This window comes from Rhizobium sp. WYJ-E13 (genome assembly GCF_018987265.1).
Taxonomy (GTDB): domain Bacteria; phylum Pseudomonadota; class Alphaproteobacteria; order Rhizobiales; family Rhizobiaceae; genus Rhizobium.
Genome location: NZ_CP076853.1, coordinates 2,054,812 through 2,078,728 on the forward strand (window position 1 = coordinate 2,054,812; position 23,917 = coordinate 2,078,728).

Annotated in this window: 25 protein-coding genes and 2 pseudogenes; 18 read left to right on the plus strand and 9 right to left on the minus strand. The window is 61.8% G+C overall.

Going from position 1 to position 23,917, the window contains the following annotated elements:
- The first annotated feature begins 44 nt into the window (after positions 1-44).
- The 4 genes from KQ933_RS10325 to KQ933_RS10340 all read left to right on the plus strand — a co-directional run bounded on the left by KQ933_RS10325 (position 45) and on the right by KQ933_RS10340 (position 4,509).
- Positions 45-1,760: a type I secretion system permease/ATPase gene (locus KQ933_RS10325; RefSeq protein ID WP_216758680.1), complete on the plus strand. Its 1,716-nt coding sequence runs from the start codon at positions 45-47 to the stop codon at positions 1,758-1,760.
- 14 nt (positions 1,761-1,774) lie between these two features.
- The gene (locus KQ933_RS10330) at positions 1,775-3,220 is read left to right on the plus strand and encodes an HlyD family type I secretion periplasmic adaptor subunit (protein ID WP_216758681.1); all 1,446 of its coding nucleotides are present in this window, start codon (positions 1,775-1,777) and stop codon (positions 3,218-3,220) included.
- A 7-nt stretch (positions 3,221-3,227) separates the two neighbouring features.
- Positions 3,228-3,503, plus strand: a complete 276-nt coding sequence (locus KQ933_RS10335) for a transposase (protein WP_216758682.1) — start codon at positions 3,228-3,230, stop codon at positions 3,501-3,503.
- A 265-nt stretch (positions 3,504-3,768) separates the two neighbouring features.
- Positions 3,769-4,509 (plus strand): SDR family NAD(P)-dependent oxidoreductase, encoded by a 741-nt coding sequence (locus KQ933_RS10340; protein ID WP_216758683.1) that lies wholly within the window; start codon positions 3,769-3,771, stop codon positions 4,507-4,509.
- Between the two features lie 566 nt (positions 4,510-5,075).
- Here the strand turns inward: KQ933_RS10340 and KQ933_RS33400 are convergent.
- A complete protein-coding gene (locus tag KQ933_RS33400; RefSeq protein WP_253958314.1) occupies positions 5,076-6,422 on the minus strand; it encodes a hypothetical protein in 1,347 nt (448 codons plus the stop codon).
- A gap of 192 nt (positions 6,423-6,614) precedes the next feature.
- Between KQ933_RS33400 and KQ933_RS10350 the strand changes: the two genes are divergently transcribed.
- From KQ933_RS10350 to KQ933_RS10370, 5 genes are all read left to right on the plus strand, one after another.
- Positions 6,615-7,178 (plus strand): transglutaminase-like cysteine peptidase, encoded by a 564-nt coding sequence (locus KQ933_RS10350; protein WP_216758684.1) that lies wholly within the window; start codon positions 6,615-6,617, stop codon positions 7,176-7,178.
- 204 nt (positions 7,179-7,382) lie between these two features.
- Positions 7,383-8,732, plus strand: coding sequence for a S9 family peptidase (locus KQ933_RS10355; RefSeq protein WP_216758685.1), 1,350 nt, complete (start codon positions 7,383-7,385; stop codon positions 8,730-8,732).
- Positions 8,733-8,839: 107 nt separating this feature from the next.
- Positions 8,840-9,289 (plus strand): DUF3597 domain-containing protein, encoded by a 450-nt coding sequence (locus tag KQ933_RS10360; protein WP_216758686.1) that lies wholly within the window; start codon positions 8,840-8,842, stop codon positions 9,287-9,289.
- 182 nt (positions 9,290-9,471) lie between these two features.
- The gene (locus KQ933_RS10365) at positions 9,472-9,750 is read left to right on the plus strand and encodes a CopG family ribbon-helix-helix protein (protein ID WP_216758687.1); all 279 of its coding nucleotides are present in this window, start codon (positions 9,472-9,474) and stop codon (positions 9,748-9,750) included.
- Entirely contained in the window at positions 9,738-10,028 is a 291-nt protein-coding gene (locus KQ933_RS10370; protein WP_216758688.1) for a type II toxin-antitoxin system RelE/ParE family toxin, read from the plus strand. Before KQ933_RS10365 ends, KQ933_RS10370 begins: the two co-directional genes overlap by 13 nt.
- A gap of 47 nt (positions 10,029-10,075) precedes the next feature.
- On the opposite strand, the gene KQ933_RS10375 is transcribed toward KQ933_RS10370, so the two are convergent.
- Entirely contained in the window at positions 10,076-10,372 is a 297-nt protein-coding gene (locus tag KQ933_RS10375) for a YkgJ family cysteine cluster protein (protein ID WP_216758689.1), read from the minus strand.
- A gap of 281 nt (positions 10,373-10,653) precedes the next feature.
- On the opposite strand from KQ933_RS10375, the gene KQ933_RS10380 reads away from it, so the two are divergent.
- The 4 genes from KQ933_RS10380 (at position 10,654) to KQ933_RS10395 (ending at position 15,390) form a co-directional block, all read left to right on the plus strand.
- Positions 10,654-12,135, plus strand: coding sequence for an ATPase domain-containing protein (locus KQ933_RS10380; protein ID WP_216758690.1), 1,482 nt, complete (start codon positions 10,654-10,656; stop codon positions 12,133-12,135).
- Between the two features lie 13 nt (positions 12,136-12,148).
- Positions 12,149-14,206 carry a hybrid sensor histidine kinase/response regulator gene (locus KQ933_RS10385; RefSeq protein ID WP_216758691.1) on the plus strand — a complete coding sequence of 686 codons (2,058 nt, stop codon included), beginning with the start codon at positions 12,149-12,151 and terminating at the stop codon, positions 14,204-14,206.
- Between the two features lie 250 nt (positions 14,207-14,456).
- Positions 14,457-14,720, plus strand: a complete 264-nt coding sequence (locus KQ933_RS10390) for a hypothetical protein (protein ID WP_216758692.1) — start codon at positions 14,457-14,459, stop codon at positions 14,718-14,720.
- Positions 14,721-14,889: 169 nt separating this feature from the next.
- Positions 14,890-15,390: a hypothetical protein gene (locus tag KQ933_RS10395; RefSeq protein WP_216758693.1), complete on the plus strand. Its 501-nt coding sequence runs from the start codon at positions 14,890-14,892 to the stop codon at positions 15,388-15,390.
- Positions 15,391-15,726: 336 nt separating this feature from the next.
- On the opposite strand, the gene KQ933_RS10400 is transcribed toward KQ933_RS10395, so the two are convergent.
- The 3 genes from KQ933_RS10400 to KQ933_RS10410 form a co-directional block, all read right to left on the minus strand.
- Positions 15,727-15,945 (minus strand): hypothetical protein, encoded by a 219-nt coding sequence (locus KQ933_RS10400; RefSeq protein ID WP_216758694.1) that lies wholly within the window; start codon positions 15,943-15,945, stop codon positions 15,727-15,729.
- A complete protein-coding gene (locus KQ933_RS10405; protein WP_216758695.1) occupies positions 15,942-16,697 on the minus strand; it encodes a COG4280 domain-containing protein in 756 nt (251 codons plus the stop codon). Before KQ933_RS10405 ends, KQ933_RS10400 begins: the two co-directional genes overlap by 4 nt.
- A gap of 190 nt (positions 16,698-16,887) precedes the next feature.
- Entirely contained in the window at positions 16,888-17,352 is a 465-nt protein-coding gene (locus KQ933_RS10410) for a MarR family winged helix-turn-helix transcriptional regulator (RefSeq protein ID WP_216758696.1), read from the minus strand.
- An 82-nt stretch (positions 17,353-17,434) separates the two neighbouring features.
- Here KQ933_RS10410 and KQ933_RS10415 point away from each other — a divergent pair, with 82 nt between their 5' ends.
- The 3 genes from KQ933_RS10415 (at position 17,435) to KQ933_RS10425 (ending at position 19,308) form a co-directional block, all read left to right on the plus strand.
- On the plus strand, positions 17,435-17,842 hold the full coding sequence (locus KQ933_RS10415) for a DoxX family protein (RefSeq protein WP_216758697.1): 408 nt from the start codon (positions 17,435-17,437) through the stop codon (positions 17,840-17,842).
- A 10-nt stretch (positions 17,843-17,852) separates the two neighbouring features.
- Complete coding sequence (locus tag KQ933_RS10420) at positions 17,853-18,536, plus strand: glutathione S-transferase family protein (protein WP_216758698.1); 684 nt, start codon at positions 17,853-17,855, stop codon at positions 18,534-18,536.
- A gap of 505 nt (positions 18,537-19,041) precedes the next feature.
- Positions 19,042-19,308, plus strand: a complete 267-nt coding sequence (locus KQ933_RS10425; RefSeq protein ID WP_216758699.1) for a DUF2277 domain-containing protein — start codon at positions 19,042-19,044, stop codon at positions 19,306-19,308.
- Between the two features lie 8 nt (positions 19,309-19,316).
- Here KQ933_RS10425 and KQ933_RS10430 read toward each other — a convergent pair whose 3' ends face one another.
- A complete protein-coding gene (locus tag KQ933_RS10430) occupies positions 19,317-20,027 on the minus strand; it encodes an LssY C-terminal domain-containing protein (RefSeq protein ID WP_216758700.1) in 711 nt (236 codons plus the stop codon).
- A 187-nt stretch (positions 20,028-20,214) separates the two neighbouring features.
- Here KQ933_RS10430 and KQ933_RS10435 point away from each other — a divergent pair, with 187 nt between their 5' ends.
- Positions 20,215-20,892 carry a winged helix-turn-helix domain-containing protein gene (locus tag KQ933_RS10435; RefSeq protein ID WP_216758701.1) on the plus strand — a complete coding sequence of 226 codons (678 nt, stop codon included), beginning with the start codon at positions 20,215-20,217 and terminating at the stop codon, positions 20,890-20,892.
- A gap of 99 nt (positions 20,893-20,991) precedes the next feature.
- On the plus strand, positions 20,992-22,365 hold the full coding sequence (locus KQ933_RS10440) for a HAMP domain-containing sensor histidine kinase (protein WP_216758702.1): 1,374 nt from the start codon (positions 20,992-20,994) through the stop codon (positions 22,363-22,365).
- Between the two features lie 120 nt (positions 22,366-22,485).
- On the opposite strand, the pseudogene KQ933_RS10445 reads toward KQ933_RS10440, so the two are convergent.
- From KQ933_RS10445 to KQ933_RS10450, 3 genes and pseudogenes are all read right to left on the minus strand, one after another.
- A pseudogene (locus tag KQ933_RS10445) lies at positions 22,486-22,671 on the minus strand (arylsulfatase); the annotation flags it as partial.
- 307 nt (positions 22,672-22,978) lie between these two features.
- Positions 22,979-23,101, minus strand: a pseudogene (locus tag KQ933_RS33405) (GIY-YIG nuclease family protein); the annotation flags it as partial.
- Between the two features lie 119 nt (positions 23,102-23,220).
- Complete coding sequence (locus KQ933_RS10450) at positions 23,221-23,862, minus strand: IMP cyclohydrolase (protein WP_216758703.1); 642 nt, start codon at positions 23,860-23,862, stop codon at positions 23,221-23,223.
- Between the last annotated feature and the right edge of the window lie 55 nt (positions 23,863-23,917).

A 23,917-nucleotide genomic window follows, 5' to 3' on the forward strand; every position in this document is an offset into this window, starting at 1 on the left:
AGGCAGCCCCTCCTTGTCAGTATCAAATGCAGCGAGATCTGATAATGGCAACGATCTCTACAAAGCTATCGCGCCCGCAGACACACCTCGTTGTTGCGCTCCGAGCCTGTGCCGGAGCCTTCGGCCTGGTCTTCCTTTACAGCTGCGGCTACAATCTCTTTCTTCTGGCGCCTTCCGTCTATCTCCTGCAGATCTATGACAGGGTCCTGTCCAGCCGAAGCGTCGACACGCTGCTGATGCTGACCTTGATCATCGCCGTCGCCGTGCTGGTCGGGTCCATGCTCGATATCGTGCGCAGGGCGGCTCTCTCGCGCATCGGCAGCTGGCTGGACCACAGGCTGCGGCCGATGGTGCTGACCGCATCATTCGAATATGCCACTCTTGCCGATACGGGAGCCGCCACGGAATGCTACCGGGATCTCGCCGCGCTGCGCCAGTTCCTGGATTCACCGGCCAGCTCGCTGTTCTTCGACGTTCCCTGGGCGCCGCTGTTCCTGCTCCTGCTCTTTCTCGTTCATCCGCTGCTTGGGACCATCGGGCTTCTGAGCGCATGTGCGCTTCTGCTGTTTGCGTTCCTGACGGAACTGGCGACGCGGGAGCCGCTCGGCCAGGCCAATCTTGCCCTTTCGAGAAGCTATCTCAGATTTTCGACCGCCCTCAAGAACCTCGAGGTCATCAGGGCAATGGGCATGCAGGATGGCGCAGCGCAGATCGTCTATCGCGATGCGGAAATGGCAAGACGGTCGCAGGACATCGCGATGCATCGCACGGAGATCATTCTTGGATTCTCCAAATCGGTCCGCACGCTCGCGCAGATCCTCATGATGGGATCGGCGACATGGCTGGTGCTCGAAAACAACGGCAGCCCCGGAATCATTTTCGTTGCCAGCCTGCTGCTCGGGCGCGGGCTCGCGCCGATCGAGGGCGCGATCGGGGCATGGCGAGCCTTTACCTATGCGCGCAATGCCTTCAACCGCCTGAACAATATGCTGATATCGGTCGCATCGGGATCCGACCCCCGAATGGTGCCGGTGCCGGAACCCGGCGGCCTCGTTCTCGACAATGTCAGCTATATCAGGCCATCAGCCAATGAGCCGATATTGACCGGCATCACCTTGCGCCTGGCACCTGGCGATTGCGTCGCGCTCATCGGCCCCTCGGGATCGGGAAAATCGACGCTCGGTCGCGTCATGGCAGGCGTCGTGCCGGCAACGAGCGGATGCGCCCTTCTCGGCGGGGTCGATATCTCGGCTCTGCGCCTTTGCGGCGGGACCCGCCACGTCGGCTACCTGCCGCAGGACATCGAACTCTTCGGCGGCGCAATCAAGGATGTGATCGGCCGTCTGGACGGAGGCGATCCCGGCAAGGCGATCGAGGCCGCAAAGCTGGTCGGATTGCACGAAGCGATCATGCGCCTGCCCCGCGGCTACGAGACCGATATCGGCGAAGGCGGAAACCTGCTCCTGCGCGCCCAGCGCCAGCAGCTCGGACTGGCGCGCGCAGCCTATGGAAATCCGTCCCTGATCGTTCTCGACGATCCGAATTCGAGCCTGGATTATGACGGAGAACGCATGCTGTTCCACGCGATCGAGCGCATGAAATCCCGTGGGATGACCGTCGTTATCATAACGCACCGGATGGGGATCCTGCCGGTCACCAACAAGATCGCCATCATCCGCAACGGAACGGTGGCTGCCTTCGGCGACAGCGAGCGGATCTATGAAACCTATCTTCAACCGCCATCTCGAACAGGAACATAGGGAGGGACGCCGACATGACCCTTGTTCAACTGGAGGCAAAGCCGGCGAGATTTTCAAACTGGTCAAGGGCGTGCCGGCAGTTCGCGCAACGATCGGCGGCGGCAGCCAGGCGGCGGACGAATTTTTCGCCTGTCATCGAACAGAACCAGCGCGGCATCGCTCCCCCTTCCCCCATGCCGGGGCTCAGAGGCGTCGTCTGGACGGGTAACCTGTTGATCCTCGTCTTCATCGTCGGATTGGGCGGCTGGTCGGTTCTGGCGCCGTTGAAAAGCGCTGCGATCGCATCCGGTGTCATCGAGCCGGAAACCAGCCGCAAGACCATCCAGCACCTGGAGGGCGGCATTATCAGGCGGATCCTCGTCAAGAACGGCGACAGGGTCATGGGCGGACAGATCGTGATCGAACTCGACGACACGAAGTTCCGCGCCGAGCGCGACAGCATTCAAGGGCAGCTCTGGGACGCCGAAGGAAGCCGCGCCCGCCTGTTTGCGGAGCAGACGGGCGGCGACCGTGTCGTCTATCCGCAAGACCTCAGGGCCGCCATGGACAGATATCCTTCGGTCGGCGCGATCCTGACCGGGCAGCAGAAAATCTTCGAGGCCCGTCGCCGGGTCATGCAGGCCGAAATCCAGATCGCCAATGAAAAGATCGCGCAGGTGCGGCAGGAAATCATCGGACTGGGCGCGCAGAAGGCCGCACTCGCCGACAGGGCCGCGATCTCGAGACAGGAACTGGATCAGGTGACGTCCCTCAACGCCAAGGGACTGGAAAAAAAGAGCAGGCTTCTCAACCTCCAGCGGGAAAAAGCAGATCTCGATGGCCAGCAGGGTCAGGTCGAGGCGCAGATATCCCGCGCCCATCAGGTGATCAGCGAGACACAGGCCGATCTCGCAAAGCTCGAGAGCGACCGGTTGAGCGAAGTCGCCCAGGGCATGCGCGATACGGAAAGCCGGATCTTGCAGCTGCGCGAGCGCCTGCGGGCGATCGACGACCAGCTCCTGAGGACCGATATCCGTGCCCCCGAGGATGGGACGATCATGAACCTGCGCATCCACACGGCTGGTGGCGTGGTCGGCGCGGGCGAACCGCTCGTCGATCTCCTGCCGCGCTCCGATCGCCTCATCGTGTCCGTCCACGTCAGACCGGAAGACATGAATCTCGTCCGTGCGGGGCTCGAGGCCCAGGTTCATCTGCTTCCCTACAATCAGCGGCGCGTTCCGCTCCTGAAAGGTCGGGTCGAATATGTATCGGCCGACCGCCTCACCGATCCACAGACCGGCCAGCCCTATTTTGCCGCGACAATCCGTGTGACGGACGAGCGGCTGGCGAAAATGAGGGATGTCGAACTGATCGCGGGCATGCCCGCACAGACACTGATCGAAACGGGTCAAAGCAGCGTGGCGCTCTATGCTGTCAGGCCATTGCTCGACAGTTTCAACAGAGCATTTCGCGAGGACTGAAGCGGTGATGGGCAAGAGAAAATTCGACGACGACCAGATTACGGGCATTCTCAGGGAGCACAAAGCCGGTGTGACGGTGGCCGATGTTTGCCACAGGTACGGCATCAGCGAGCCGACCTTCTATCGATGGCAATCCCTGCAGGTGCGAAATGTCGGGCTCGATGCCAAAAGGGTGAAAGCGCTGGAGGAAGAGAACCAGAAGCTCAAGAAGCTCCTGGCCGAAGCCATGTTCTCGGCGGCAACGCTGAGCGAGATGCTGGCGAAGACATCGAAAGGAAGCTGACGTGGAGGTACCACCGGTCAAGGCTGTGGCGTTCATGGCAGCTTTGCGCCAACAGCCGTCATCGAACCAGTAAAGCACCTAATGCGCTGGAAGCAGACGAGCGGTGAAAAACCGTTCGCCCTGCGGGCAACCGTTCCTCCCTGCGCGACACAGCGTTCCGTTGGTTGGCACTACGAGAGGCAACCTGGTGCTCTCAGATATTGTCTGCCGAGCCTATGGGATTCATCCCCGAGCTCGACAAATCCAACAATCGAACGAGGAACAGATGATCAATCTTGAGGGCAAACTCGCATTTGTCACAGGCGGCTCGCGCGGGATCGGAGCGGCAATCGCGCTCGCTCTGGCAGAGAACGGCGCCGATGTCGCATTCACATACCAGAACTCGGAGGAGAGAGCCAAAAATGTTACCGAATCCATCCAGCGCACGGGGCGACGTGCCTTTGCGATCCAGGCCGACAGCGCCGATCCGAAGGCCATTCAGCGGTCTGTGAATGAGGCGCTCGATAAGCTTGGTGGGCTCGATATTCTCGTCAACTCGGCTGCGGTCGGGATGAATGGCACGATCGCAGACCTCGATGTGGAAGCCTATCAGAAGATGATGGATATCAACGTCCGCGCACCTGTGCTGTTTGCAAAAGCGGCAATTCCGTATCTGAAGGCAGGTGGACGCATCATTTCCATCGGGTCGGGTCTCGGTGAACGTGTACCCTTCGCAGGCGTAACGGCCTATGCGATGTCCAAAGCGGCTCTCACCTCCTTCACGCGCGGCCTTTCGCGAGAGCTGGGGCCGAGTGCAATCACCGTCAACCTCGTGCAGCCTGGTTCGACCGACACGGACTCGAATCCGGCAAGCGGTCCCGCCGCCGAATTCCAGCGAGGCATGACATCCTTGGGACGCTTCGCCGAGGCCCGCGAAGTTGCGAACGCAGTTGTCTTTCTGGCCAGTCCCGCGGCGAGCATTATAACCGGCGCGATACTGACAGCGGATGGCGGTGCGATCGCCTGATCAGATACTCGCAAGCCGGAACGGAATGCGACCTTTCTCGCGAGTGCAGGACCATGCACAGATGGCGGCAAGGCCGCCGCCATCGCTGGCGACTTGCTTCGACAATGTGGTCGCCTCTCGGGCTCCTTTGCTTTAGCCTCAGCCCTTATCCAAATCTTGTGGCACTTGCTCCATGATGCCGCAAAAAAGGGGCACCTCGCGGCACCCCTTTTTCGCCCCCCCAAGAGCCGGCATCCCCTCCCCGGACCCCGGCCCTCCCCAAACAACCCTCTCCCCCCTCATCTCTGTGTTCCCGGCCCAGCCCGAGTTATCTCACAGAGATCAAGCGCCCACCCTTTTGGCCGCGGTGACTCCTACGCAGTCACATATGAACCATCACCGCAGAGCCGACGCCTGAATTCCTGTGACTTCCTTTGCGCCAGCACGCGGGCACAGGAATGAGGAAGGAAAGGGAATGCGCCCGGCAGATGGTGGCGACAAGACACCGTCGCCGGACCGCATTTCGATACCGCCATTGAAGAAGGGCTTCGGTTCCTGAAGCCCTTCTTCCGGTTCAGGACGTCGGATCAGCCGCGGTTGTGTCCGCCCTTATCCGAATTGCCATTGTCGGAATTGCCCTTATCCGAGTTGCCCTTGTCGGAGCCATTGTCCGAGCCGCTGCTGCCACCCTTGTCGGAGCCATTGTCGTTGCCCTTGTCGGAGCCGCCGCTGCCGTCCTTGTCGGAGCCACCCTTGTCGCCCCGGTCGGAGCCACCCTTGTCGCCCCTGTCCGAGCCGCCCTTGTCACCCCGGTCGGAGCCGCCCTTGTCACCCCGGTCGGAGCCGCCCTTGTCACCCCGGTCGGAGCCGCCCTTGTCGCCCCGGTCGGAGCCGCCCTTGTCACCCCGGTCGGAGCCGCCCTTGTCACCTCGGTCGGAGCCGCCCTTGTCACCTCGGTCGGAGCCGCCCTTGTCGCCCCGGTCGGAGCCACCCTTGTCACCCCGGTCGGAGCCGCCCTTGTCACCTCGGTCGGAGCCACCCTTGTCGCCCCGGTCGGAGCCGCCCTTGTCACCCCGGTCGGAACCGCCCTTGTCGCCCCGGTCGGAGCCGCCCTTGTCGCCCCGGTCGGAGCCGCCCTTGTCGCCCCTGTCCGAGCCGCCCTTGTCGCCCCGGTCGGAGCCGCCCTTGTCACCCCGGTCGGAGCCACCCTTGTCGCCCCGGTCGGAGCCGCCCTTGTCGCCCCGGTCGGAGCCGCCCTTGTCGCCCCTGTCCGAGCCGCCCTTGTCACCCCGGTCGGAGCCGCCCTTGTCACCTCGGCCCTTGTCGCCGCGATCACCGTGATCCTTGTCACCACGATCACCACGATCCTTATCGCCATGGTCCTTATCGCCATGGTGGTCGCGATCCTTGCCGCCGCGGTGGTCGCGATCCTTGCCGCCGTGGTGATCACGGTCCTTGCCGCCGTGGTGGTCGCGATCCTTGCCGCCGTGGTGATCACGGTCCTTGCCGCCGTGATGGTCACGGTCCTTGCCGCCGTGGTGGCCACCATGATGACCACCGTGATGATCGCCGGGGCCATCCCCGTCACCATCGCCGGAGCCGCCAGTGTTGCCGTCACCGCCGCCGTTGCCGTCGTTGCCGCCGCTGTTCTGATCACCGGAAGGATTCTGGTTCGACGCCTGTTTGCCAGAGCCGGTGTTGCTGCCGGAATTGCTGCCGGAGCTACCGCCGAAGCGGTTGCCGCTGCTGTCGTTATTGACCGTGCGGCTGTCATTGTCGGTACGGATGGATTTCGTCGGCAGGCACAGCCTGGCCTCGATCGAGCCTGGCGCAGCCGTGGCGCAGTTGACAACTGCCGGTGCGGCCATCGTGAGGCTGCTGCTTGCCAAGAGGTAAGCAACGGCGACGCTATACTTCGCTGCTTTGCGGATCATCTTTTTTCTCCCAAAGTTAACAAACCGTTAACTGAGGGGAATTCCTATATTAGCAAAAAGTTAATTCCAAGAATAAACTGTGGATACTGACACAGGTTCTTAATCTATAGTTAATTACGCAAGTAATAATTTTTATTAAAGTTTTAGTATAAACCGTGTTACCTTCTCACATGAACAATAGAGGGGTGATTCATGCGACGGCTTGTTTGTCTTGTTTCCCTTGTGTTCTTTCCCATGCAATTTCAGGCATTTGCCGGACAGCTGCTGCCGGTCGGCAGAAGCATCGGCGCGCCGGTGGGATTCGCGTCCGCCTGTGCCAGTTACCGCTGGCTTTGCCGTGGGACTCCCTCGCGAGCGACAGCCGAGCAGGCGGGCATGCCGCTTCTTCGCAAGGTCACCCGCACCGTGAACCTGCGCGTCCGCTCGACGGAGGACCGCTCCGCCGACGACTGGACCCTGCCCGTCGGCGGCCGGGGCGACTGCGAGGATTACGCTTTGCAGAAGATGAAGGACCTGATCGACGCCGGTTTTCCGGCAAACCGCCTGGCGCTCTCGGTGGTGATCGGCCTGCGTGACGAGAACCACGTCGTGCTGATCGCCCGCATGGACGACGGCGATTACGTGCTCGACAATCTCAACAACGCGGTGAAACCCTGGAGAGCCACGCCCTATACGTTTCTGGCGACGCAGGATTTCCGGGCAAAATCGACCTGGCGGGTGACGCTTGCCGGGCCGCGGGCGAACGAGTTTTCGTGACGGAAGATGGCGGGTGCGGTAGGCGCCCGAAGCCCCCTCCGGATCCGCCGCCACGAATTCCAGCGGCCGGAGACCGACGCAAACACCGCATCGCCACGCGGGTATTTCTCCATCGCCGCACCCTTCCTGACGCATCTCCGCAATAATGCTAAAGTAAAATCCTCAACCAATCGTCTGGGGAGCCAAGTATCCGGAGGGGATAGAATGAAGCTGACAAGAAAACAGTTCGGCATCGGCATGGTCGCCGCAGGTTTCGGGGCGGGAATGACTGCGCAGGCAACCGAAGTGCCGGGCCAGGCCGCCAAGCCTCCGGCCGGGAACAAGCCTGCCGAAAACCTGCCGACGACGCCGATGGCGGCGCATCAGGCGAGCTATTTCTTCAGGAATTCTGCCTTCGAATATGTGCTCCTGACCAGCCTCGGGCGCGCCTATCACCAGGGCGGCAATGTCGGCAAGGTTCTCTATCTCACGCGCCAGATCGAGGATGGCAATTTCGACAGCGCCTATGGCGCGATGATCGCTGCCGGCGACGAGGCGCGCGTCATTGCCGAGGATTCGCTCTCCGGCGGCCACCGGGAGAGCGCCCGGCAGGCGCTGCTCTGGGCGCAGAATTATTATGACAGCGCCACCTATTTCGCCGATGGCACCGGCGACCCCGGCAAGATCACCGCCGCCTGGCAGAAGATGGACGATTGCTGGCTGAAATCGCTTCCGCTCTTCGATCCGCCGATCGAAGAGGTGAGCATTCCCTATGAGAATACGGCGCTGCGCGGCTTCTATTTCCGCGGCAAGGGCAATGCGCAGAAGCGCCCGCTGCTGATCCTCGTCAATGGCAGCGATGGCTCGGCTCTCGACATGTGGATGATGGGGGCGGCCGGCGGCACCGCGCGCGGCTATGATTGCCTGACCTTCGACGGGCCGGGCCAAGGTTATGCGCTATGGAAACAGGGCATGCCCTTCCGCCCGGATTTCGAGCATGTGGTGACCCCGGTCGTCGATTTCGCGCTGACGCTGCAAGGGGTCGATCCCGGGCGCATTGCGATCCAGGGCATCAGCCAGGGTGGCTATTGGGTGCCGCGCGCCGTCGCCTTCGAAAAACGCATCGCCGCTGCGATCGCCGACCCCGGCGTGACCGATGTCTCCGCCTCCTGGACGGCCACCCTGCCGCCGCCGATGCTGGCGCTGCTGGATGCCGGCAAGAAGGAAGAGTTCGACGGCTATATGGCCAGGATGCTGGACCCCGCAACGAAGAACGCGCTCGCCTTCCGCATGCGACCCTATGGCACCACCTCCTATTTCGACGCCTTCAAGGCGACGATGGCTTACCGGCTGGATGATGTGGCTGACAGGATCACCTGCCCGATGCTGATTACCGAGCCCGCCAACGAGGCCTTCTGGCCCGGGCAATCGCAACAGCTCTACACGATGCTGACGGGGCCGAAGACGATGGCGGCTTTTGCGGCATCCGACGGGGCCGATCTGCATTGCGAGCCGGGCGGATACGGGTTGAGGGATTTGCGGGTCTTCAACTGGCTGGACGAGGTTTTGGGGTGAGAACCGGGGTCTTTCAACCGATAGAGCCTCAAAACCGACATCACCACGCGGAACACCTGGCCACCCAGCGGCGTTTCCCCATCTCGACCACCGGAGGAGGGTTTCCCATGAGCATTTTCGACCGCATCAAGCACGCTATTTTCGGCGAGGCACAAGCCACCGAGGCCGCAGCGCCCGCACCGGCGCCCACCGCCCCCGCCACCTCGGCGCCCACGGCGAGCGCACCGGCTTCGGCCGCGCCCGCCGCCCCCTCGCCGGCGCCGACCACCAATCCCTCACCTGCCCCGGCCAGGACGCAGCCTGTCGATATCGAGCAGATGCTGAACGCAGCCGTGAAAAAATCCGGCCAGAAGCTCGACTGGCGCCATTCGATCGTCGATCTCATGAAGGCGCTTGGAATGGATGCGAGCATGGCGGAGCGCAAGGAACTGGCCGGCGAACTCGGCTACACCGGCGATACCGGTGACAGCGCGAAAATGAACATCTTCCTGCACAAGGCGCTGATGAAGAAACTGTCGGAAAACGGCGGCAAGGTGCCGGCCGATCTCCTGGACTGAGTGCGAGCCGGATCGAGCGGCAGATGGCGCCGACGCTCAAGCACGCGCCATCAGCTTCAAATCTGCCCGGCCCTTCGCAGGCTATCGTCTCCAAGATTTTAAGACGCAGATATTGTCATCGACAGGCGCCGGCGCAGAGCCTACATTAGCGTCAGGTATTACCTTTGACTAAAGAGGCCCGTATGGCATCGCCGACCTCGCTCAAGCTCGATGATGAACTGAAGGGCCGCGTCCAGCATCTGGCCGAGCTTCGCCGTCGCTCGTCCCACTGGATCATGCGGGAAGCCATTGCACAATATGTGGCGCGCGAGGAAAAGCGCGAGGCGTTGCGACAGCAGACGCTGGACGCCTGGGACGAATTTCAGGCGACCGGACTGCATGTCACAGGTGACGAAGTCGAGACATGGCTTTCCACCTGGGGAACTGACGACGAGCTGCCCGCACCCGAATGCCACAAGTAGTCTTTTCGCCGGCAGCGATCCGCGACCTGCAACGGCTGCGGGATTTGCTGACGCCGAAAAACCCCTCGGCAGCAAGGCGAGCGGGGGAAACGATCCTCGCAGGTGTCAGAACGCTCTGCCTGCATCCGCATATGGGCCGCCTGATCGAGGACCTGCCCGAGCAATACCGCGAATGGCTCATCGATTTCGGAGACAGCGGATATGTGGCCCGCTACCGCTTCGATCAGAACACAGTCACGATCCTTGCGGTGCGGCACCAGAAGGAAGCAATGTTCTGATACGGTTGCCGTGAAGAGGTTCGGCACGCTTGGCGACCGGTATTGATCTACATCAGCCCGTAGGCCTCGCGCGCCGTCAGGCAGGCTTCGTCGCCGGGAAGGCAGGCGCGGCACACATCCGGCCTGATATCATAGACCATGCACGAGACATATGAGCCGACCGTGCCCGAGAGCGCAGAGCAGCGCTCTCCATCGCAACGCATGCCCGTCTGATCCGCCCAAACGAAATGCGCCGGCAGCAGATCCAGGTCGGCGTCGCTCTCGGTGGTGAACCTCGGCCATTCGCTCGAATAGGAACAGCACGCGCCGCAGGCCTGACAGTCTAGTTCTGTTGATGGGGTCATGGCTGGCTCTTAACACTTTCCCTGCCGGGGATGCAAAACCATCCTTGCAGTGCCGGAGATTTCGCATCCGCCGCCCCAGCCGCGCGCGGGGAGCCGCGCACGATCGTTGCCGCCAGCAGGGGCCAGCACGCCTACCATCTCCAAGTAGAGCCGCCGCAACAGATCGGGCTTGCGGCTGAAAATCTTACGGCCGGCGAGAACTTATTCTTTGTCTCATGCGTTTCGATGTCGGCTTGTCCTGGCAGTAACCGGTCCTAATTTCTTGGAAAGACGGAGGAAACATGGACGAAATTTCGAGAACGAAGGCAAAAACCGGCGTCGCTGGGCTGGACGATGTTCTTGCCGGCGGTTTCACGCGCAGTCACGTCTTTCTCCTCGAAGGGTCTCCGGGCACGGGCAAGACGACGATCGCGCTGCAGTTTCTCGTGGAAGGTGCCGCCCTTGGCGAGCGCTGCCTCTACATCAGCCTTTCCGAAACCAGGGAGGAATTGTGCGAGAGCGCCAGGTCGCACGGCATGAAGATCGGCGAGGAGATCGAGATTTTCGAGCTCGTGCCGCCCGAAAGCCTGCTCGATGCCGACCAGCAGCAGAGCCTTCTCTACTCCTCCGATCTCGAACTCGGCGAGACGACGAAGCTGATCTTCGAGTCCTTCAAGCGCGTCAAGCCGCAGCGGGTCGTCATCGACAGCCTCTCCGAGATCAGGCTTCTGGCGCAAAGCTCGCTGCGCTATCGCCGGCAGATCCTCGCGCTCAAGCACTTCTTCTCCGGCTCCGATGCCACCGTGCTGCTGCTCGACGACATGACCTCCGACACTCTGGACAAGACGGTCCATAGCGTGGTGCACGGGGTCATCCATCTCGAGCAGCTGGCGCGCAGCTATGGGCCTGAGCGCCGCAGCCTGCGGGTCATCAAATATCGCGGCCAGTCCTTCCGCGGCGGCTATCATGATTTCATCATCAGAACCGGCGGTGTCTACGTCTTCCCACGCCTGCGCGCCATCGAGCACAAGACGAGCTTTGCCCGCGCGGTACTGAAGAGTGGCATCCGGGAGTTCGACGAGCTTCTCGGCGGCGGCATCGAACGCGGGTCGAGCACGCTCTTGATCGGGCCGGCGGGCACGGGCAAGAGCCTGTTTTCGCTGCAATTCGTCGAGGCGGCCGTCAAGCGCGGCGAAAGGGCCGCAGTATTCGTCTTCGACGAGGAACTGGGCCTGCTGTTTGCCCGCACGAAGTCGATGGGCCTCGATCTCCAGAAGATGAGCCATGACGGAATGCTCCATATCGAACAACTGGATGCCGCCGAACTGTCGCCCGGAGAGTTTGCCCAGCGCGTCAGGGAGCGGGTGGCAGACTACGATGCCAAGACCGTCGTCCTCGACAGCATCAACGGCTACCAGCAAGCGATGCCGGAAGAAAACGCCCTCCTCCTGCACATGCACGAACTGCTGCAATATCTGAACCGGCAGGGCGCCAACACTTTCCTGACCGTTGCCCAGCACGGCCTCGTCGACGACATGAAATCGCCCGTCGATGTCACCTATCTCGCCGATACAGTGATCCTGCTTCGTTATTTCGAAGCACATGGCATGGTCCGCAGAGCCGTCTCCGTCATCAAGAAGCGGACCGGCAAACATGAGGAAACCATCCGCGAATACAAGATCACCCATGAAGGGCTGATCCTGGGCCAGCCGCTAACCGGCTTCCAGGGGATCCTTCGCGGGCTGCCGACACTCGTCGATGACCGTAAGCCGTTACTGCAATAAAGCGGGCACGCGGATGGCGACGATTCCTAATAATGATGCCATAGCCCTGATCCACGCGCCGCTTGGGCGTGATGCGCAGATTGCGGTCGCGCTTCTGCGGGAAGCCGGCATTCCGTCACGGGCGGTATCCGACCTCACCTCGTTCGTCGCCTGTCTCGGCGACGACACGGCGCTCGCCATCATTACCGAGGAGGCACTGCGCTATGCCGACCTGCGCGCCCTCTCGGCGTGGATCGAGGCGCAGCCGAGTTGGTCCGACCTGCCCTTCATTATTCTCACCAACCGCGGCGGCGGCCCCGAGCGCAACCCCGCGGCGGCCAGGCTGCTGGAAGTGCTCGGCAATGTCAGCTTCGTCGAACGCCCTTTCCATGCCACGACCTTCATCAGCGTCACGCGCGCGGCCCTGCGCGGACGAAGACGCCAATACGATGCCCGGCTGCGCATGGAGGCGCTGGATGAAGGTGAGCACCGCTTGCAGACGGCGCTCGCCGCCGGCCGGCTCGGCGCCTGGGAACTCGACCTTGCCACCGGGATTCTAACGGCCTCGGCCGCCTGCAAGGCCATTTTCGGCCACAGCCCAGACGAGGATTTCACCTATCGGGACATGATAATGGCAATCCACCCTAATGACCGTGCCCGCATGCTGGCCGCCGTAGAGAAAAGCGTGGAGATGGGATCGGACTATTCAATCGAATACCGGACGGTCTGGAAGGACGGCACCGTTCACTGGGCCGAAATCCGCGCCCAGCTTCACCGGGATCGCGCCGGCAGAGGGATGAAACTCGTCGGCGTCTCGGCAGATATCACCGACCGGCTCGAGGCCGAGGAACATCAGCGGCGGCTCAACGAGATCCTCGAGGAACGGGTGGCCGAACGCACCCGCGAACTCGAACAGGCCCATGCGACGATGGTGGCGGAAATCGGCCAGCGCCAGCGGGCCGAGGAGCAGCTGCGCCAGGCCCAGAAGATGGAGGCGATCGGCCAGCTGACCGGCGGCGTGGCGCATGACTTCAACAACCTGCTGATGGCCGTGCTCGGCAATCTCGAACTGCTGCGCAAACATGTCGGCGACAATACCAAGGCGATCCGCCTCATCGACGGCGCGCTGCAGGGCGCCAGGCGCGGCGCATCGCTGACCCAGCGGCTGCTCGCATTCGCGCGCAGGCAGGACCTTCACATCGGCCGGGTCGACATGACCGGCCTCGTGCTTGGAATGGCCGATCTTCTGCAGCGCTCCGTCGGCTCCACCGTGACGATCGAAACCGTGGTTCCCGACGAGCTTCCGCCGGTTTCGGCCGATGCCAACCAAATCGAGCTGGCGCTTCTCAATCTCGCCGTCAACGGCCGCGATGCGATGCCCGACGGCGGCACCATCCGCATAGAGCTGAAAGAGGCCCGCCGGGCTGCCGCCACCGATGAACTCGCCGCCGGGGATTATGTCGTCCTCTCCGTCACCGATCAGGGACACGGCATGGACAAGGAGACGCTGCGAAAGGCGGTGGAGCCGTTCTTTTCGACCAAGGAACTGGGGAAGGGCACCGGGCTTGGCCTTTCGATGATCCATGGACTGGCCCTGCAGCTGAACGGCGAACTAAAGCTTGCAAGCGAGCCCGGCAAGGGCACAACGGCAGAGCTGTGGATACCGGTTTCGCCCGCGCCCGCTGCCGTGCCGGAGCCCGCCGAAGGGCCAGCGGAGAATGCAGAACCGGCTTCCGGCCCGAAACGCATCCTGCTCGTCGACGATGACGTGCTGATCGCCATGAGTTCGGCCGACATGCTGGCCGATCTCGGGCATGAGGTGGTGGAAGCCCATTCCGGCAGGGAGGCGCTGGAGTGCCTAAGCAACGGCGCGGCTTTCGACCTGATGATCACGGATTATTCGATGCCGGGAATGACCGGCGGCGAGCTCGCCAGGGCAGCCCGCGAGATCGCCCCGCGCTTACCCATCCTGATCGCCTCCGGCTATGCCGAACTGCCGCCGGGCCTCGACCTCGATGTCGCAAGGCTCGGAAAACCCTATACCCAGGCTCAATTGGCCCAGCAGATCGGCAAGCTGATGATATCGGCATAGCCCTCTAACAGCCGGGGAAGGCCATGCATCCTTTTCCCTCCTCGGATGTTTCAATTCCCGCCAGCTCCGTTTCGTTCGAGCGCACCGTTCCGTTTGGCTTGATATTCGTCACGTCGAGTTCGATCGGAACGGTGATCATCCTGTCCCGTAAAACCAGATGCACCCACCCATGCGGGTGATATCCATGCGATGACCCGAGGCGTAGAGTTTTCTCCGGCTCTGATATCAGGAGAAGCAAGAGGAGGACGCAATGCCAACCATCCTGGCTCATCACGACGTCAAGGACGTCAAACACTGGCTCGCCTCGCCCCGTCGCAAGGAAATTTTCGAACCGATCGGCTGCACGAACATTCGCACCTTCGTCGATCCGCAATCGTCCAACAAGGTTGGCCTCGTCATGGACGTCGCCGACATGGGCCGCCTGACGGAACTCATGAAAAGCAAGCAAGCGGCTGATGCGATGGAATATGACGGCGTATTGCCCGAGACCCTGGTGATCCTCGTTCAGTCCTAGCTGTCAGGGATCAACCCGGCCGGTACCAAGTGAAAGCCCCTCCCCACAAGGGGGCGGGCTTTTTTTCTCCGCGGAGAACGTGAAGCCGGCGTGCGCGATACCCGTAAAACCCATGCATCCTTTTTCCGCGTCAAACGTTTGAACTCCGTCAGCGAATGAGGAGACCGAGATGGCGGGCAGCACAGGCAGAGACACGATCGAAGGCAAGGACGAGGTGAAGGATGCGGGCGAGCAGCCGCCGGCCGACCGCATCACGCCGACCGACCACGCCGCCCGTCATGAGGGTTTCGAGAGTGAGGCGGAATACCGCGCCTATCTGGATGCGGTCGCCGAGGATGCGCCGGTGGAAGAGATCGTCGTCGATGTCGAGCGCGCCGCCTCGCGCGCGGAGCTCGAGCGGCAGATCGAGGACGTGCGTTACGAGATCGACAATCTGCGCGCCCGCCTGCATATCATCCGCCATCAGGCGGGCAACGTGGTCGAAGAGAATATCCGCTGGGCGGATGCGAGCGCCCATGCGCAGCTCGGCGATCATCCCTGGCTGAAGCTTTCCACCGCCATGGCCGCCGCCTTCCTCGTCGGCAAGGCCCTGCAGAGCCTGCCCTTCGGTCCGTTCACCACCGCCCTGGCGCCGCTCCTTCTGGCCGTGGCGCGCGAGAGAGGAAGGTAGCGGAACCGTGACGTGTGAACGCACAGCGCTTTGGAGCATTCATTGGGGCGGCGCCGCTACCTCCCTTGTGAGCCATGAGGCACGAGGCTTCCCTATCCTCCCTCATTCCTGTGCTTGTCACAGGAATCCAGCAGCCGCGTGTCCACGCGGCGGGGGACCCTATGTCTGCAATGACCTCATAAGCCTATAAAATGTAAGAGTCTTTTCGGCTTGCAGACGCAAGCCGGCTGGATTCCTGTGGCAAGCACAGGAATGAGGGGGGTTGGGGTGGCGCCTTCATTCAAAAGGGAAGCGTCGTGGCCAAAAGGTGGTCGCCTCTCTAGGCTATCCCACCCGCTACCGCCGAAACGTCCGCCTCGCCGCCCGCATCACGCTTTCGGCAAGGATAACAAGACAGCCGGCGACGAGCAGCACCGCCCCCGCGGTCGGGCCGATGAGCATGGTTTCGACCGCAAGGCCGACCCCGAGCACGAGAAGCAGGCTGAAAAGCGCCAGCGCCCCGTCATCGATGAACATGCCGATGAGTTCCCTAAAGGCGATTTTCAGAATGTTCATCGGGCGACGGGCTCCGCGTGCAGATCGTAATACTGGCGCAGCCACCGGACTGCGATGAAGGAGAAGATGGCAAGCCCGCCGAAGAGCACGGGCAGCGAGAGGTCTTCGCCCGGCCATGGCGTGCCGATGCCCTCGCCCACCCAGAAGATGCCGAAAGCCGTCAGCAGCAGCCCGACGATGAATTTCAGCGTATTTTCCGGCACTGAAGACAGCGGCTTGTGAACCGCCAGGCCGATGACGAGCACGGCGATGCAGGCCACCAGCGCGCCGATGGCCGCATAGGGCAGCATGCCGGGCCGCGCACCTGTCGCGATGACGATGAATACCACTTCGATGCCTTCGAGCAGCACGGCCTTGAAGGCGGCCGTACCGGCCAGAAAATCGGCCCGCCGATCCGTCGACTGGCGGGCAAGCGCATCGGTTTCCGAGGCAAAGGCCTTCTCCTCGTCATGCAGCGCAATGAAGCCCGCGGCCCTGAGGATCGCTTTTCTCAGCCACCGCATGCCGAACAGGATCAGGAGCGTACCGATGACGAATTGCAGGATGTCGATCGGGATGAGGCCGAGCAGAGGCCCGAAGACCAGCACCAGCACCGCAAGCAGGGACAGCGCCAGCCCCGCGCCGATAAAGGCCGACCGCCAGCTCCGTGTGACGCCGACCGCAAGGATGATGGTGAAGGCTTCCACGACCTCCACGAAGGAGCCGAGGAAGGAGGCCGTCATCGTCGAAGTAATGCTTGTGATCGTCGTCATCGTCACCTCGGTCTTCCGCAGTCGATCGGGACAGGCAGGCACCAGCAATGCTCCGACCGCGAAAAGAATGCCAGCGGAAACCCCGGCCTGTCCACTGCCCTCATTGGCCTGCGGAAGACGTGAGTTGCTTGGGAGGGATTGGCACCGGCTCCTATGGAGCGAGATCGCCATGCGGCATTATTCGCGCAGGCTAAGCATCCCGTGACAATGCGCTCAGCAAGTTGGCCAGTTGATCGCTTTGGGCGATGTCGAGCTTGTCGCCAAGATGACGCTTTATCGCGGGCGCATAGACTTTCCACATTCTCGCCTGCATGGCGCGGCCGGCGTCGGTGATAACAACCCATCGGCCCCGCCCGTCCTCGGCATAGAGTTCGCGCACCACAAGTCCGCCCTTTTCCATCCGGTCGAGAAGGCGGGAAAGATTGTGTTGCGCAAGAAGCGTGCGCTGCTCGATCTCGTAAGGGCGCAATCGGCCGCCCTCAGTCCGCGAGAGTTCCAGAAGCACGTCATACCAGCCGAGCGGCGGGAGATCGGCGGCTTTGAGATCGTTTTCGATCGCCTCGAGAACCCTCTGCTGGGCGCGCATGAGCAGCACCCAGGCGCGCGTGGCGGAAGGAGACGGTTGAGCATCGTCGGGAGCGCAAGGATCATCCATAGATGCAATTACATCTATATTGACGGGGCGCGCAAGGGCTTATATAGATGCAATTACATCTACCTTATTAAGGACATCCTCGATGAATCAGGAACGCATGACCGATTATGCCGTCACACTGCTGCGCGTGAGCCTCGGCGTGATGTATCTCGCCCATTCCATCGTGCTCAAGCTCTTCACATTCGGCCTTGCCGGCACGGCGGGCTATTTCGCTTCCATCGGCCTGCCGGGATGGCTGGCCTATCTGACATTTGCGGCCGAGGCCGTTGGTGGTGTGATGCTGGTGCTCGGCATCTATGCCCGCTGGGTTGCCCTCGCATTGATCCCTGCCCTGCTCGGCGCGATCATCTGGGCTCATTGGGGCAATGGCTGGGTGTTCAACGCGCCGAACGGCGGCTGGGAATATCCGTTCTATCTCATCGTGCTGTCGCTTGCCCAGTTCCTGCTTGGCGATGGTCGCCATGCGCTTCGTCCCGCCCCCGCGTTTTGAGGTGCCAGTCATGTCCGATGCACATCTGATCCTCGTCAGCCATCATCTCTGCCCCTATGTCCAGCGCGCCGCCATCGCCCTTGCGGAAAAGGGCGTGCCCTTCGAGCGCCGCTCTATCGATCTCTCGGCAAAGCCCGACTGGTTCCTGACCATCTCGCCGCTCGGCAAGGTGCCGCTGCTGCTCATCAACCAGGCGGATGGAACGCAGGCGGTGCTGTTCGAAAGCGCCGTGATCTGCGAATACCTGGAGGAAACCCAACCGGGATCGCCGCTCCATCCCGCCGATCCGCTGAAGCGGGCTCGGCACCGGGGATGGATGGAGTTCGGCTCATCGATCCTCTCGGACCTCTGGGGCTTCGAGACAGCCAGGGATGCCGCCGCCTACGAGGCCAAACGATCGGCCCTGATCGACAAATTCAGGCGCGTCGAGGCGGAACTCGGCGCGGGGCCATTTTTCGCCGGCGAGACGTTCAGTCTCGTCGATGCAGTCTTCGCGCCGATTTTCCGCTATTTCGACGTGTTCGACACGATCGCACCCACCGGAATATTCGATGGGTTGTCCCGCACGGCCCAATGGCGCGCAGCATTGACCGAGCGCCGCAGCGTGCGCGAGGCGGTCGGCGACGACTATGGCGACCGCCTGCGGACCTTCCTCAGGCAGCACGATGCCTGGCTTTTGAAACTATCGGCATGATCCGAACCTGGAGCCCGCGGGCTCCCCGGACGTTCTACCGAATTCCGGAACTATCCTCCCATTCAAACCTGTGTCGTCGCTGTTTTTCAAGAGTCCTCTCGGCTTGCGGACGCAAGCCGGCTGGATTCCTGTGACAAGCACAGGAATGAGGGAGGTTGGGGGGCCGCCCCTCTGTCCATCACACTCCAGGCATCATGGGAGTCTGCCCTGTGGCTCCCACCAAGACCTGTCCTGCCGCACAAAGCTCTCCTGTGGTACAGCCCCCCCTCCTCTCCTCATTCCCTCCTCGTGCCGGCGCGAGGGATGTCACAGGAATCCAGCAGCCGCGTGTCTCCCATTGGATGCCAGGAAATATCTGCGATTATGGAGCACATGCCGCGGCTGGAAGCGTTGCGAGCGAGACGGCACATCGGCGCAAGGCTGCTCTTGTGGACTTGCAGTCCGTTGCAATTGGCCCTCTCGCGACTAATTTTCATGGCGGAGAGACGATGAAGGAAAGCAGCGCATGTGCCGAAATATAAAACCCCTGTTCAATTTCGATCCGCCGGCGACGGACGAGGAAATCCATGATGCGGCGCTTCAATTCGTGCGCAAGCTGAGCGGAACCACCAGGCCGTCGAAACGCAATGAGGCCGCCTTCGAGACCGCCGTCTCGTCGATCGCGAGGTGCGCCCATGAATTGCTCAATTCGCTGGAGACGTCTCAACCACCTCGCGATCGCGAGGAAGTCGCTGCCAAGGCGCGGGCACGAACGGCGGCCCGCTTCGCATAGGAAACGCCCTACGGCTGCTGGTTTCGAAGTACGCCGACGAGCGCCTTTCCGTCGGTGAAATAGGGATCGCCGCCCCCGTTGCGACCGTCCTTGGTCGCTCCGATGCCATCGATCTCATAGGTCGACAAAACTTGTCCGGCCTTGAGAAGATCGCCGATGACAAGGTCTCGCTCCGCATCGACGTCAGGGCCGATATGATGCGTGATCTGACCGGTATCGTGGCTGAAGCCGACGCCCCGATCGAAGCTTGCCGAGCCCAGCCAGTGCGGGCGGTCATTCGGGCCGGTTTGTCCGGTCAGCCAGAAGCGGACATGGTTGCGTTCGTCGGCACTTCTGCCCACGGGCTTTTCGAAAGCCAGATCCTGTTTTCTGCCCTCGAACAGCAGCGGGCTGACCGGCGCATCGAGATCAGGCCGATCGAGCACCACGCTCAGTCCGATATCGATCGATGTGCGCAGGGTGATCTTATCGGCAGCATCCCACCCGGCAGCCGTAAAGGCCCGGATGACCTCCTCCTTCGAACCAACGAGACCGACATTGATCGGGTCGCCGGGAATCCCCTGCTCTGTCGTCGTCACCATGTTGCCGACTTTGGCAACGCGATCGGCATCGTGAAAAATCCAGATCTCGGGAATGACGAAATAGGCAAGCAGCAAATAGATGAACAGCAGGACAGCCACTGTTCTCGTCGCCGCGCGGATCTTCGTGCGATGAAGCATTGGAAATCCCCCCAGATTGCCAGGCAGGATCATACGCCGAACATGCGGCGGCGACATCCAGAATTTGCAGTCGGCTTCGTAAGAACTCGAAAGTGGCGGACACAATTCCGCGCCAATTGTGCGACGTGACTTTTCCGGGCTCCGAGGAAAAGCGGGAATGCTCCAGAGATGAGGAGTTGGACCGGTCATGCGCATTCTCGTCGTCGAGGACGATCAAAAAACGGCCGATTACGTCGCCCAGGGCATGAGCGAGGCAGGCCATGTCTGCGATATCGTCGAGGACGGGCGCGATGCGCTGTTCCAGGCGAGCCACGAACAATATGATGTGCTCGTCGTCGACCGAATGCTGCCGGGCCTCGACGGCTTGTCGCTGATCAAGGCGGTGCGCGCGGCAGGGATCGGCACGCCGGCGATCTTCCTGACCTCCGTCAGCGGCGTCGACGACCGCGTCGAGGGGCTGGAGGCCGGCGGCGACGATTATCTCACCAAGCCCTTCGCCTTTTCCGAACTGCTCGCCCGCGTCCATGCGCTGGCACGGCGCCCGCCCGTGCAGGACCAGAAGACGGTGCTGCGCGTTGCGGATCTCGAACTCGATCTGGTGCGTCGGCAGGTGACGCGCCAGGGCCAGGCGATCGAGTTGCAGCCGCGCGAATTCACCCTGCTCGAAGTGCTGATGCGCGACGAGGGCCGCGTGCTGACGCGCACCATGCTGCTCGAACGCGTCTGGGATTTCCATTTCGACCCGAAGACCAGCGTCGTCGAAACCCATATCAGCCGCCTGCGCGCCAAGATCGACCGGCCCTTCGACGTGCCGCTTGTCCATACCGTGCGCAATACAGGATATAGCCTGCATGCGCCGTGCTAAAGCATCGGACCAAAAAGTGCGAAGCGGTTTTTGGATAATCCGATGCTTCAAGCAAAAGCCATCGGACCGAACAGTGTATAGCGGTTTTCGGATAATCCGATGCTGAAGAAAAAATGGAGACTATGGAGAAGCACGCCCTTCCGGCTGGCGCTCGCTTTCGGGCTGCTCTTCATCCTCGCCTTTCTGGTGGCTGATATCATCACCTATCAGCTACTGAAACGCGACCTGGCGGAAGCGCTCGACGATTCCGTGCGCGATACCTATTCGGTCGTCGCCTCCACCTATTCCTCCGAGGACGCGGAAGACTTCGTTGCCGGGGTGGCAACCTATGCCCGCCTCAACATCCCCGAAGACAGCATCTTCCTGCTGGTCGACGAAAAGGGCGAGCGGCTTGCCGGCAATGTTTCGCTGTTTACAGCAAAGGACGGCCTCTCGACCATTCACGCCGGCGATATCGGCCTGAAAGGCAATGACCGCATCCGCATCCAGGCGGGCACGGTCAGCGGCAACCGGCTGATCGTCGGCGAGAGCTATTCCGACACCGACGATCTGGAACATGTCGCCTTTATGAGCTTCGTCTGGGCCTCCGGCGTCATCGTCATCCTCGCCTGCGGCGGCGGCGCCTTTTTCGCCGCCCGCGCCCAACGGCGGCTCGACGGCATCGAGCGCGCGATGAGCGACGTTTCGGCCGGCAATCTGACCCGGCGGATTCCGCTCGAAGGCAATGGCGACGATATCGATGTCGTCGCAGCCCAGATGAACGAGGCGCTGGACCGGCTGTCGGCCCTCGTCGAAGGCATGCGGCAGGTGAGCGCCGATATCGCCCACGACCTGAAGACGCCGCTCAACCGGCTGCGCATGACCATCGAGCAGGCAATGCAGCAGAGCGGGCGCGGCGTGGACATCCAGTCCTTCCTGCTCGATGCCCGCGCGGAGAGCGATCGCATCAATGCCACCTTCGAGGCGCTACTGCGCATCTCGCAGATCGAAGCCGGCGCCCGGAAGGCGCGGTTCCGGCCGGTCGACCTCGGGGACATCATGAGTTCGGTTGCGGAAATCTACGGCAGCGTCGCCGAGGACAATGGCCAGTCACTCGCCTTCGCCACCCGGCCGGCCTCCCCCTGCATGGTCAATGGCGACCGCGAACTCCTGACCCAGCTCTTCGTCAACCTGGTGGAAAATGCCATCACCCATTGCCCGCCGAAGACATCGATCACGCTCGGCCTTGAGGCCGGCGACGGCGGCTTTGCCGCCACCGTTGCCGATGACGGCCCCGGCATTCCCGAGGAAGAGCGCGACCTGGTCTTCCGCCGCCTCTACCGCCTCGACAAGAGCCGCACGACGCCGGGCAGCGGCCTGGGCTTAAGCCTCGTCAAGGCGATCGCCGATCTGCACGGCGCTGAGATCACGCTCAAGGACCGGCATCCCGGCCTCGGCATCATCATCAGCTTTCCTGCCCAACCGCAGGCATAAGGAGGCTCAGCACTAAGGACAAGCAATGAAAAGACGCTGGAGGTTGCCCGCCGATTGCAAACTCCAAAAGAACAGACGGGCAGCCCCTCCGGGCCACCCGTTGTCCTGACCCGTTCTCGATCAGTTGCCTGGCTTGTTCCTGATCGCTGCGTCTATCTGCCTCTTCACGGCATCCAGGTTGAAGGAGGCCGGATCCTGCATTGGCGGATAGTCGACCGCCGTGAGCGCGAGTTTGGCGACTTCCTGCTGAACACTCACGAAGCGCCAGAATTCGCGGGCAAAGAAGTCGTTCATGTAGCCTCCACCGCACATCTTCGCCTTCGCCGCCAGATTGAAGGCCCTCGTCGATACACTCCGATGTGATAGGGACCCCGGCCTCGGAATGATCATCAGCTTTCCCGCCCGACCGCAGACATAATGGCCCAACATCGGGGATAAGGAATGAAAAGACGCGGGAAATTCCCCTCCAGGCAATGCCTGGAGCGCTGATGGAGAGGGAGGCGGGCACTGCCCTACCCTCCCTCACCTGTGCTCGGGCTTGTTCCGGGGATCATCACAGGAATCCAGCAGCCGCGCGTCCACGCCGCGGAAGCCTCCTATCCTCCCGACAACCTCACAACCCCATCAGATGCCAGAAGATATCCTCCCATTCCGAATTGTTCTCTTCGATGAGATTGAGCTTCGACTGTCGCGGCCATTTCTTGATCGTCTACTCGCGCGTGATCGCCGCCGTCACGGATTGGCATCCATTGCGCTTGCCCAGAGGTGGCGCCCCATCCGACATATTTCCGGTACTGGGTAGCAATTGCCACCGAGGACCGCTTTCAGCCCTTTGCGGTGATCCGCTACGTGCGATCAACTGAGACAGTTGAACGTTGCAGCCGCTTGTCCCGATGCTGACCCGATCCAGGAAGCAGCACATACGGGTTTCTCGAACTCAGAGAAGACCGATAAATGGGTAATATGGCGGCAGACCGCATTTGCATCACCAGCATCGAAAAACTGATCGATTTGATCAGCCCGAGGAAGAGGAAACTCATAGGTCGCAATATACGCGAGCTGGCCGGGCTGAACTTCGACCGGCATGACCGATAAGCTGTCGGCGGTTACACTGCCAAGCCAAAGCCTGTTTTCCTCCAAGTCTACCAGACCACAAATTCGAGGCGTATCGTGCTGATCGAACTCGCGGTCCAGACCGACGAGGACGCTCACGATCGCATCTCGTGGGGTGTTGCCTGCCTTTAAACGCTCGTAAATCGGGCGTGTGTGGGTGCCGTTCCCTACAACGGCAAAACGAGAATTCCAAATGAGGCATTCGTAGGCGATGTAAGGACTCTCAGATGTTGCATCTTCACTTCCGGCCTGTGCGACAATCCGTATGGTATCGCCGAGCTTTTCCGCATTTCTGTTGGGAAACGATCTGCTCGAAACCCGATACGCAGCGACCAGGTCCCCTTTTCGATCCCGACCTACCCCAACAATGCGACCGACATACATTTCGATGATTCTCCGAACCAATATGAACGCTAGCCATAGTACGCCCGAAGGCCGT

What these genes read in the sequence shown, in the direction of transcription:
- KQ933_RS10325 (WP_216758680.1), top strand. Translation starts at nt 45, where the DNA reads ATGGCAACGATCTCTACAAAGCTATCGCGCCCGCAGACACACCTCGTT.
- KQ933_RS10330 (WP_216758681.1), top strand. Translation starts at nt 1,775, where the DNA reads ATGACCCTTGTTCAACTGGAGGCAAAGCCGGCGAGATTTTCAAACTGG.
- KQ933_RS10335 (WP_216758682.1), top strand. Translation starts at nt 3,228, where the DNA reads ATGGGCAAGAGAAAATTCGACGACGACCAGATTACGGGCATTCTCAGG.
- KQ933_RS10340 (WP_216758683.1), top strand. Translation starts at nt 3,769, where the DNA reads ATGATCAATCTTGAGGGCAAACTCGCATTTGTCACAGGCGGCTCGCGC.
- KQ933_RS33400 (WP_253958314.1), bottom strand. Translation starts at nt 6,422, where the DNA reads ATGATCCGCAAAGCAGCGAAGTATAGCGTCGCCGTTGCTTACCTCTTG.
- KQ933_RS10350 (WP_216758684.1), top strand. Translation starts at nt 6,615, where the DNA reads ATGCGACGGCTTGTTTGTCTTGTTTCCCTTGTGTTCTTTCCCATGCAA.
- KQ933_RS10355 (WP_216758685.1), top strand. Translation starts at nt 7,383, where the DNA reads ATGAAGCTGACAAGAAAACAGTTCGGCATCGGCATGGTCGCCGCAGGT.
- KQ933_RS10360 (WP_216758686.1), top strand. Translation starts at nt 8,840, where the DNA reads ATGAGCATTTTCGACCGCATCAAGCACGCTATTTTCGGCGAGGCACAA.
- KQ933_RS10365 (WP_216758687.1), top strand. Translation starts at nt 9,472, where the DNA reads ATGGCATCGCCGACCTCGCTCAAGCTCGATGATGAACTGAAGGGCCGC.
- KQ933_RS10370 (WP_216758688.1), top strand. Translation starts at nt 9,738, where the DNA reads ATGCCACAAGTAGTCTTTTCGCCGGCAGCGATCCGCGACCTGCAACGG.
- KQ933_RS10375 (WP_216758689.1), bottom strand. Translation starts at nt 10,372, where the DNA reads ATGACCCCATCAACAGAACTAGACTGTCAGGCCTGCGGCGCGTGCTGT.
- KQ933_RS10380 (WP_216758690.1), top strand. Translation starts at nt 10,654, where the DNA reads ATGGACGAAATTTCGAGAACGAAGGCAAAAACCGGCGTCGCTGGGCTG.
- KQ933_RS10385 (WP_216758691.1), top strand. Translation starts at nt 12,149, where the DNA reads ATGGCGACGATTCCTAATAATGATGCCATAGCCCTGATCCACGCGCCG.
- KQ933_RS10390 (WP_216758692.1), top strand. Translation starts at nt 14,457, where the DNA reads ATGCCAACCATCCTGGCTCATCACGACGTCAAGGACGTCAAACACTGG.
- KQ933_RS10395 (WP_216758693.1), top strand. Translation starts at nt 14,890, where the DNA reads ATGGCGGGCAGCACAGGCAGAGACACGATCGAAGGCAAGGACGAGGTG.
- KQ933_RS10400 (WP_216758694.1), bottom strand. Translation starts at nt 15,945, where the DNA reads ATGAACATTCTGAAAATCGCCTTTAGGGAACTCATCGGCATGTTCATC.
- KQ933_RS10405 (WP_216758695.1), bottom strand. Translation starts at nt 16,697, where the DNA reads ATGACGACGATCACAAGCATTACTTCGACGATGACGGCCTCCTTCCTC.
- KQ933_RS10410 (WP_216758696.1), bottom strand. Translation starts at nt 17,352, where the DNA reads ATGGATGATCCTTGCGCTCCCGACGATGCTCAACCGTCTCCTTCCGCC.
- KQ933_RS10415 (WP_216758697.1), top strand. Translation starts at nt 17,435, where the DNA reads ATGAATCAGGAACGCATGACCGATTATGCCGTCACACTGCTGCGCGTG.
- KQ933_RS10420 (WP_216758698.1), top strand. Translation starts at nt 17,853, where the DNA reads ATGTCCGATGCACATCTGATCCTCGTCAGCCATCATCTCTGCCCCTAT.
- KQ933_RS10425 (WP_216758699.1), top strand. Translation starts at nt 19,042, where the DNA reads ATGTGCCGAAATATAAAACCCCTGTTCAATTTCGATCCGCCGGCGACG.
- KQ933_RS10430 (WP_216758700.1), bottom strand. Translation starts at nt 20,027, where the DNA reads ATGCTTCATCGCACGAAGATCCGCGCGGCGACGAGAACAGTGGCTGTC.
- KQ933_RS10435 (WP_216758701.1), top strand. Translation starts at nt 20,215, where the DNA reads ATGCGCATTCTCGTCGTCGAGGACGATCAAAAAACGGCCGATTACGTC.
- KQ933_RS10440 (WP_216758702.1), top strand. Translation starts at nt 20,992, where the DNA reads ATGCTGAAGAAAAAATGGAGACTATGGAGAAGCACGCCCTTCCGGCTG.
- KQ933_RS10450 (WP_216758703.1), bottom strand. Translation starts at nt 23,862, where the DNA reads ATGTATGTCGGTCGCATTGTTGGGGTAGGTCGGGATCGAAAAGGGGAC.